This is a genomic window from Streptomyces sp. YIM 98790 (assembly GCF_011421595.1).
GTDB lineage: Bacteria > Actinomycetota > Actinomycetes > Streptomycetales > Streptomycetaceae > Streptomyces.
This window is the reverse complement of record NZ_WTLH01000241.1, coordinates 1-7677: the sequence shown is the minus strand read 5'-3', so window position 1 is coordinate 7677 and position 7677 is coordinate 1. Positions and strand designations below refer to the sequence as shown.

Here is a 7677-nt window from a genome sequence, read left to right as displayed (position 1 = left end):
CCCTCAACCTCAAGGACTTCGAGGACTTCCGCCGCCACCACGGCCTGCGCATCCTCGGCGTCGAATAGCAACCGCCTGACGGCAACGCTGACGGCAACCGGATCCGCCAACGGCGTACATCAGCGGACTTCCACGGACAAGCGAATCAGAGCTGACCTGCGAAAACGCAGGTGATAAGCCCTTGCTCTGCACACGTACTATGTGCTGGCGGGACGGACTCCGGTCCTCGTTCACAATGCAAACTGTGGACCTCACCTGAAGGACTTGCAGAAGGACTATCCCCGGCGCACTGTGGGCATCCTTGACGTCGGAACCGATCAGCTTCCGATGATTAGCGGCCCAGGTGGCCAGTCGGGACTTCTCGAGAACCTCCCAGGTCGCACGAAGGCCAACGGGGAGCATGTGGAGACTCACGCAGCAGCGTTCTTGCGTATGAACCCGGGTGTCAGAAAGGCCGTGCTTTACATCGACTACCCGACGGGGACCTGCGGAACATGTAGAAGTACATTGCCTGACATGCTGCCCGAGGGTGTTCAGTTGTGGGTGATCTCGCCGCGTAGGACTGAAAAATTCACGGGACTTCCTGACTGAGTCAGGAAAGTAATCGGCGGCCGATCCACCTGGATCGGCCGCCGATTCGTGTTTCACTACCTACCAGGGCAGTGGTTCATCGGTTGTGTAGTCCTGAACGCCGGAGTATGAGCGCCACTTGACTCCTGGCATATTCTCCGCCCAGGAGAGATCGCCTGGCTCCCTCGCTGCGAGGGTGATGTCATGACCTGCGTCGGGATCGTCGCTCGGGTGGACGAGAGCCAGCCAGCTCTCGCCGAGGAGGATGCGCGAATCGCGGGCTGGCCAGTTCCACGCAGGGAAGGGGAGCTCATGGCTTCCTTCCCGAGACCAGAGCCAATCTGCCGGGACTCCTTGCGCGACTTTCGTCGCAGGAGCCCCCAGGATTGCCTCCAGGATTGTGGCGTGAATCAAGAAATCTGAAAGCCGCTCGCCAGTTTGTCGCCACGGGGTCGGTTCGTCGGACGGCTCTCGCTCATACACGGAGCAATCTTCACTTTTCGGGTCGAATGCCCAAACCCAAGTTCCTTGGTTCTCAACCCAGAACGGAATCATTCCGTCTTCTGCTGCGAGTTCCGCGAGGGGGATGGCGTAGTTGTGTGAAGTGATCTCCCCGCCCCACTGGGCAGAGATTTCATGCCACTCGACAAGCTCCCTGGGTGCATCAGGCGATTCCCCCAGTCTCGCATTGGGCGATTTCGGGGCGCCGTACCACCTCCGCAGAAATCGCAGCAGGCCCGGGCTGTCCGTGGGGGCGAGAGAGTTCATGTGAGACATTATGCGCTACATGCCGGGCGTCGGCGTGGGCTGATAGGTAAATCGCTAAAGCAAAACGGGAGCCCCGTAGGTGGGGCTCCCGTGGGCCATGACGGCAGTAGTTGACGGCAACGTCAGCGGACGAGGGCGGTGCAGGGTGGCGGTTCGTCGCCGTCGGAGCGTGCCATCTCGGTGGTCTCCCGGCCGTCGAGCGCGGTGCTGAGGGTGTCGATGGCGTCGCGCTGGAGGCGGAGCCGGACGTGGGCGTAGACGGTGGCGGTGACGCCGATGTGGGCGTGGCCGAGGAGTTCCTTGATGACGACGAGTTCGACGCCCTGTTCCAGGAGGAGCGTGGCGGTGGAGTGGCGGAGGTCGTGGAAGCGGATGCGGCGGAGGCCGGCCTTGCGGAGGAGCGTGGTGAAGGTGCGGGTGAGGTTGGTCGGGTCGATTGGTCTGCCCTGCACCGTAGTGAACACGTGCCCGTCGTGCTGCCAGGTGGTGCCTGCGGCCTCGCGTTCGCGCTGCTGCTGCTCGCGGTGAAGCTTCAGCGAGTGGAGGCAACGGCTGGGAAGGGCGATGCGGCGCTCGGAGGCCCGCCGTCTTGGTGGGCAGCGTGGTGAGCCCGCCTGCGCTGGTGCGCTGCAGGTTTGGCGAATTGCGGCGGCGCCCGTGTCGAGGTCGAGGTCTTCCCAGCGCAGGCCGAGAAGTTCGCCCTTGCGGAGTCCGGTGTGGAGGGCGAGTTCGAGCAGGGCGTGCAGCCGGTGACCTCCTGCGGATGTGAGGAGCTGGCGGGCTTCGTCGGCGGTGAGGGGTTCGAAGCGTCGGGGCCGTGGGGTGCCGGTGCGGACGTTGCGGGCGACGTTGCGCGGGATCTCTTCCTCGCAAACGGCGTGCTCCAGGGCGGACTTGAGCACGGAGTGGATGTAGGTGAGCGTCAGCGGGGAGAGCAGCTTGTGGCAGTACTGGCCGGCGGCGCAGCAGCGGGGCTGGTCGCGCCGGGCGTCGATGCCGCGCGTGCAGCACTGGCAGGTGGTGCGGGGCTGGTTGAGCCAGGTGCGGACGTCCTTCGCGGTGAGCTTGGTGAGCTTCTTCTTGCCCAGGCCGGGGACGAGGTACCGGTGGACACAGGCGGTGTAGCGGGTGTGGGTGTTCTCGCGGAGGTGGTGGACGGCGACGTTCTCCAGCCAGTACGTCAGGTACGCGGCCACGCTGCCCTGCGAGGTAGGGACGGGGAGGCCGCGGTTGCTGTTGGCGATCTTCTCGGTGAGCTTGGCCAGGGCCTCCTTCCGGGTGGTGCCGTAGACGCGAACACGGCGACGGGTGTTGCCGGGAGCGAGGACGTATCCGGCGGCTTCCCAGCGGCCGTCCTTGCGCTGGTAGACAGTTCCGTCACCGTTGGCGCGGGTACGGCGGGAGGCGGGGGTGTCTCGGGGCGCGGTCATCAGGCGGCGGCTTCCTGTTCGAGGCGGGTGCGGATGAAGTCGGTCAGCGCGTGGGCGGGGGTGCGGCGGGCGCGGCCGAGGGTGATGGAGGCGAGCTGGCGGGTGCGGAGCAGGTCGTAGACGGCGGAGCGGCCGAGTTGGAGGCGGGCCATGACCTGGGGAACCGTCAGCAGGTCCAGCGCTGGCTCTGTCTCCGGGTGGAGGACCGTGGGTGGGGCCGAGGTCATCAGCAGCCCCCTTCGGCGATGAACCGGCGTTCCAGCTCTCTGCGGTGCCAGACGGCGGCGGCCAGGAGCACGGCGCCGGGGCTATAGCCCGAGCCGAGGTAGGTCCAGTGGCCGACGACGAGGGTGGTGTCCGGGTCGTGCTCGGGCAGGCCGGCGTGGGAGCGGGCCTGTTCGGTGCGCCAGGCGCGGCGGGCGGCGCGCAGCGCGCCGAGGGTGGTGGAGTAGCGGCGGGACTTGGTGGAGAAGTGGCCCCGGAAGCCGAGCATGTGTGCCCACTTCCAGAGCTTCAGACTGGCGAACTCGGGCAGCTTGCCCAGCTCCCAGCAGGTGCGGACCATCTGCCGCACGTAGCGTGCGACTGCGAGCCGTGGCAGTGGGCGGGCCTGTCCGGTGCCGTCGCACGCCGTGCAGGGGAGCGGTGTTCCGTGGGGCAGGAGGGTGGCGCCGTGTCCCTGGCAGGGGCGGCAGAAGAGAGAGAGGTCGAGGGCGCCGGAGGCGTCGGCGGACTTGGTGGCGTACTTCGCCACGTAGGCAGCCACGGCCTGGTCGGTGAATTCGGCGTCAGCGCCGAAGGCGGCGATCTCGCGTACGTCGAGTTGTTCGCCCCAGACGAGTTCGCGTTCCCCGACCGCGTCAGACTCAACCGTGACACGAACCCGTGCGGCGGCGGCGCGTACGGCGTCGGTGAGCACGGCGACGGTGGCGTACGGCGGCGGGGGCTGGGTGGTGCCGTCGGGGCCGTCGAGCCGGATGACGGCGTGGAAGTGGACCAGGCCGCGCTTTTGGTACTCGGCGACCTTGGCAAAGGAGATCCGCAGCACGGCGCGGGCGGCTTTCTGGGTGAGGCCGAGCCGGGCGGCGAGCTCGCGGCGCAGGTAGGTGGTGAAGCGGGCCCACAAGGCTCCGGCGTGGGCGTTGAAGAGGACCGCGCCCGCGTCGTCGTACGTTGCCGGGTTCAGAGGTGTCCCGAGCAGAGTGTCCGTGGGTTCGTGGAGCTTGCGGCAGCGGCAGGGCCGGACATCGCCGCTGGGAGTGGTGGGGCGGTTGTGGACGGGGCCGAAGGAGGGGGCGGTGAGGGTGGCGAAAACGCGGGGGTGGGTGCGGACGGTGTCGAGGACGGTCTTGCCGCCGGACAGGCCGGCGCGGATGAGGTGGTAGGTGTCGGCGGCGTAGAGGCGGGAGCAGGCCGGGCAGCGTGAGGCGCGGCGGTTGCCGCACGCGGTGAGCAGACTGCCCGTGGGCTCGGTGGAGGATGTGTAGGAGCGCAGCACCTCGCCGGTCGTGGTGTCGACGGTGGTGGTGCGGCCGGTCAGGCGGACGGGTTCGGTGCAGCCGCCGAGGTGTTCGATCTGCTGCTGTGCGCGGTCGAAGTCGGGGTGGTTGACGACATGGAGCAGGTCCCGCACGGCGGGGCTTGCCACGTGGCGCAGGTCCAGGGTGACCATTTGGGGCGTGTCCCTTCTGTCGGGGTGGATCACCCCGAGCAGCAACCGAGCATGGTTGTGGGCGTGTTGGTGCTGCTCGGGGCATGACGAACCAGGCCCATCCGGTGGGCGTGGATTTCGGGGAGGGGTGATCCGGCCGGTGGCCGGGGTGGCTCAGAGCTGAGCGAGGGCGGCGGTGGCCACCGGCAGCGCGACGCCCATGCGGGTCGCGAGCTGGGCGGCGGTGACCGGTGTTCCGTGCTCGGCTTGGTAGGTGTCCGCGATGCGCCGGGCCGCACTCAGCAGTGCGGCGGGCAGGGCCGGGCGGGAGCCGGTGGCAGGCGCCGTGGTGACGGCCGGGGCGGGGGCGGAGTCGCGGACCTTGAGCACGGTAGGCACTGCGGTTGGAGGCGGCGTAGGTGTCGAGGCGGGGACCGGCTCAGGGGCCGGAGGCGCCGTTTCGGGAGCGGGCGCCGAGGTGGGCACCGGCTCAGCGAGGGGTGCGGGGGTGATGATTGCGGTGGTGTCCTCCCGGTGTGCGGCCGTGTGGAAGTGGGCGAGGAAGGCGGGGCCGACGTGGCCCCAGCCAGGAGCAGGAGCGGGGCGACGGTGTCGAGGCAGGCCCGGCCGTAGCGCCCGGTCAGCAGGGGTTCGGCGGTGTTCAGCGCGAGGGTGAGCAGCCCGCACAGGCGCAGCAGCCGGGTGCCGGCCTTCAGCTCCGCCTTGGGGACGCCGCGCAGGGCCAGGAACCGGAGCGCGACCAGGAGGCCGACGACGTGAAGAGCACACAGGGCGGCCGAGCGACGACAACTGGAACCGCCACCGCATGGACGTAGCACGCGCCCACGCTCGCACCGGCGACCTGACCGCGGCTATGGACGAGCTGACGGGAGTACGCCGAGCATCCCCCCAGTGGCTCCAGCATCAGCATGTGGCCGCCGAGACCATGCAGGAAATCCTGAAGAAGCGCAAGCGGACCCTCACCGCCGAGATGCGCGATATGGCCTCCTACCTGGGCGTCGTCGGATAGCTACCACGCAGCGCAGCACTTCGCACACCCTGCGTCGCGAACTGCCCTGGCGCATACATGGAGTGGCGGGCAGTCAGCTTCTACGGCCGTCGTGTCCCTATCAGCGACCCAGCCGGGGGTGCACGGTGACCAAGCCCGGGAGTGACGCGGACCGCATGCGGCGCCGGGAACTATACGACGCGGCAACAGGGCTGGCTGGCCCCCGCTTACTGCCGTGGACCACCCCAGACGGGAACCCCTGCTATCTCAGCACCGACGGCAGGGGCTACCTGTCGACGCTCGCCGACAGCATCGAAGCCGTCCAACTCGGCATGGGCGAAGAACTGCTGGAACATGTCCGCGAAGTTGTGGCTCCCGGCGCGCGAGCCCTGTCGGCCACCGAGTACCGCTGGCTGGCTTCCCGACTGGCCGAAGCCCTCACCGACGCGCTTCGGGTGGCCGAATCGCGCGGACAGCGCATCCCGGACCCGCAGGAAGAGGCGGCCGAACATGCCTGACACCGCAGCTACCGGCACGCCGGCCCGGAAGCGCTACCGCTTCCGCGATTACCCCGTGACCGCCGTCGTGGACCCTATGACCCTGCCCACCTTCGAGGCCGTCTGCGTCACCGGCAAAGACCACGACTGCGGCGCCACCTCCGGCGAACTCCACGCCGAGGAGGAGCTGACACGCTGGATCGCCGAGCACTGCGCCGAGACCGGCCACGACTTCTACCACCGCACCACCCGTGCCACCCTCCGCGCCGATTCCGGCGCCTGGCAGTAACACCGCTGTCAGCACCCTTGACGGCAGTAGCGACGGCAACAACCACGGATTTCCACGCACAACCACGGACGCTAACGGAATGAAAAACCCCCACTGACCAGCGAAGAAGCAGGTAGAGGGGTACCGCGTAGCACACGTAGTATGTGCTGGCGGGACAGACTCCAGTACTAGTTCACAATTCCAATTGCCCTACAAGCGCTGCCAATGGCGAGCGTTTGCGCAGGCAGCTCAGCGAGGAGGCTGGACAGCTCCCCGGAATTCGTTCGGCGGATGACATCTTCGATACCCCCTCTGCTCTTAGGGGCGGTGTCACGCCGGACCAGGTTCGTCCATTCTTCGCGGGAAAGAAGGGCTGGGTAGAAGAAGGTCTAGGTAGAGGGCGAAACACTGGCGGCGGTTGGGTCATTCGCGAATATACGAGTCGTGGAGACCCGACCGGGCGGATGCTCAGGTGGAATCCTGGCGGTGGCCATCATGGCGAGGGTGCCTACTGGAGAGTCGTGGGCCCTGAAGGGGATCTGGGAGGAATTATTCGATGACCAGTGAGCAAAAGCTGGCGGACTTTCGGCGGTGGGCTCTCGTTGTGTTGGACCTGCTCAGCGCGGAGCCTGATCGTCAAGCTGCATATTTGCAGGAGGCAGGGGTGGGGCCGGATGAGATCTTGCTTCAATTCGATGACGTGTTGCACGTGGCTCGCGCCAGAGTGAGTGATGGGTCACTTAGGCGCGAGGAGTATCTCCTGCTTCAATCGGTCAATGAATACGCGGATTCCGTAAACGCGGGGCCTGGGTCGATTTGGGCGGAGTCCGCCCTCGAAGAAGCAACCGAATGGAGAGAACTTCGGGCTGCGGCGAGAGCGGCGAAGTCGAGTCTAACGAGGTCCTGGGACCAGAATTTTGGTGATTACTGAGGTTGAACTCGTGATGTCGCTGGGTTGGTCAGGTGTCTGATGACCAGGCCGGTCTCGGCGAGGCAGCCGTCTATGAGGCCGGGGCGGTTCACCTCCTCTGGTGGCGGTACTTCGCGCTGTGCGGGCAGCGTCGGCCGGGGCATGCTGGTGATGGTCACGCGGCTCCTCGATCGGCACGGGGCTGTGGCCGACGTCGGGCCGGTGGGCGGTCAGAACTGTGACGGTGCCCTGTTCGCGGCAAGGCCCCTATCGGGACACGCCCGCCAGCCCGGCGGCAGCAAGCACCGCCCAGGACCACAGGCCGACAGATCCTCAACAAGGCAGCCTGGGCCAGTTGTCCCACGGGTCAGACCCCGGCCCCGGACGGCGCCCCATGAGTCTCACAGTTGTCCCAGATGAGCACGATGGGGCCGCCGAGCTGCTGGTGGGCGGCGGTCAGCAGGTCCCGGTACTCGCGCCAGGAGAAGCTCTTGCGGCCATCGCGGCGGCCGTTGTCCCTGCGTGGCCGGTAGATCAGCCGGGACCGGTGGCCGGGTTTGTAGCAGGTCAGCGC

8 protein-coding genes and 1 pseudogene are annotated in these 7677 nt (G+C 67.4%); 4 read left to right on the top strand and 5 right to left on the bottom strand.

Annotation, left to right across the window (positions count from 1 at the left end; all coding sequences use genetic code 11):
* Positions 1-327 precede the first annotated feature (327 nt).
* Complete coding sequence (locus GQS09_RS25555) at positions 328-591, top strand: DddA-like double-stranded DNA deaminase toxin (protein ID WP_243761778.1); 264 nt, start codon at positions 328-330, stop codon at positions 589-591.
* An 869-nt stretch (positions 592-1460) separates the two neighbouring features.
* Here GQS09_RS25555 and GQS09_RS25550 read toward each other — a convergent pair.
* From GQS09_RS25550 to GQS09_RS29995, 4 genes are all read right to left on the bottom strand, one after another.
* Positions 1461-2768 (bottom strand): site-specific integrase, encoded by a 1308-nt coding sequence (locus GQS09_RS25550; protein WP_165989916.1) that lies wholly within the window; start codon positions 2766-2768, stop codon positions 1461-1463.
* On the bottom strand, positions 2768-2995 hold the full coding sequence (locus tag GQS09_RS25545; protein WP_165989915.1) for a helix-turn-helix domain-containing protein: 228 nt from the start codon (positions 2993-2995) through the stop codon (positions 2768-2770). The genes GQS09_RS25550 and GQS09_RS25545 overlap by 1 nt, the downstream gene beginning before the upstream one ends.
* Positions 2995-4440, bottom strand: a complete 1446-nt coding sequence (locus GQS09_RS25540) for a replication initiator (RefSeq protein WP_165989914.1) — start codon at positions 4438-4440, stop codon at positions 2995-2997. The genes GQS09_RS25545 and GQS09_RS25540 overlap by 1 nt, the downstream gene beginning before the upstream one ends.
* A gap of 153 nt (positions 4441-4593) precedes the next feature.
* On the bottom strand, positions 4594-4809 hold the full coding sequence (locus GQS09_RS29995; RefSeq protein WP_243761777.1) for a hypothetical protein: 216 nt from the start codon (positions 4807-4809) through the stop codon (positions 4594-4596).
* A 436-nt stretch (positions 4810-5245) separates the two neighbouring features.
* Between GQS09_RS29995 and GQS09_RS25530 the strand changes: the two genes are divergently transcribed.
* The 3 genes from GQS09_RS25530 to GQS09_RS25520 all read left to right on the top strand — a co-directional run bounded on the left by GQS09_RS25530 (position 5246) and on the right by GQS09_RS25520 (position 6214).
* Positions 5246-5449: a hypothetical protein gene (locus GQS09_RS25530; protein WP_243761776.1), complete on the top strand. Its 204-nt coding sequence runs from the start codon at positions 5246-5248 to the stop codon at positions 5447-5449.
* A gap of 125 nt (positions 5450-5574) precedes the next feature.
* Positions 5575-5946, top strand: coding sequence for a hypothetical protein (locus tag GQS09_RS25525; protein WP_313896330.1), 372 nt, complete (start codon positions 5575-5577; stop codon positions 5944-5946).
* Between the two features lie 55 nt (positions 5947-6001).
* Positions 6002-6214 (top strand): hypothetical protein, encoded by a 213-nt coding sequence (locus GQS09_RS25520; RefSeq protein ID WP_165989913.1) that lies wholly within the window; start codon positions 6002-6004, stop codon positions 6212-6214.
* A 1277-nt stretch (positions 6215-7491) separates the two neighbouring features.
* On the opposite strand, the pseudogene GQS09_RS25515 reads toward GQS09_RS25520, so the two are convergent.
* Positions 7492-7677: pseudogene (locus GQS09_RS25515) on the bottom strand (IS630 family transposase); the annotation flags it as partial.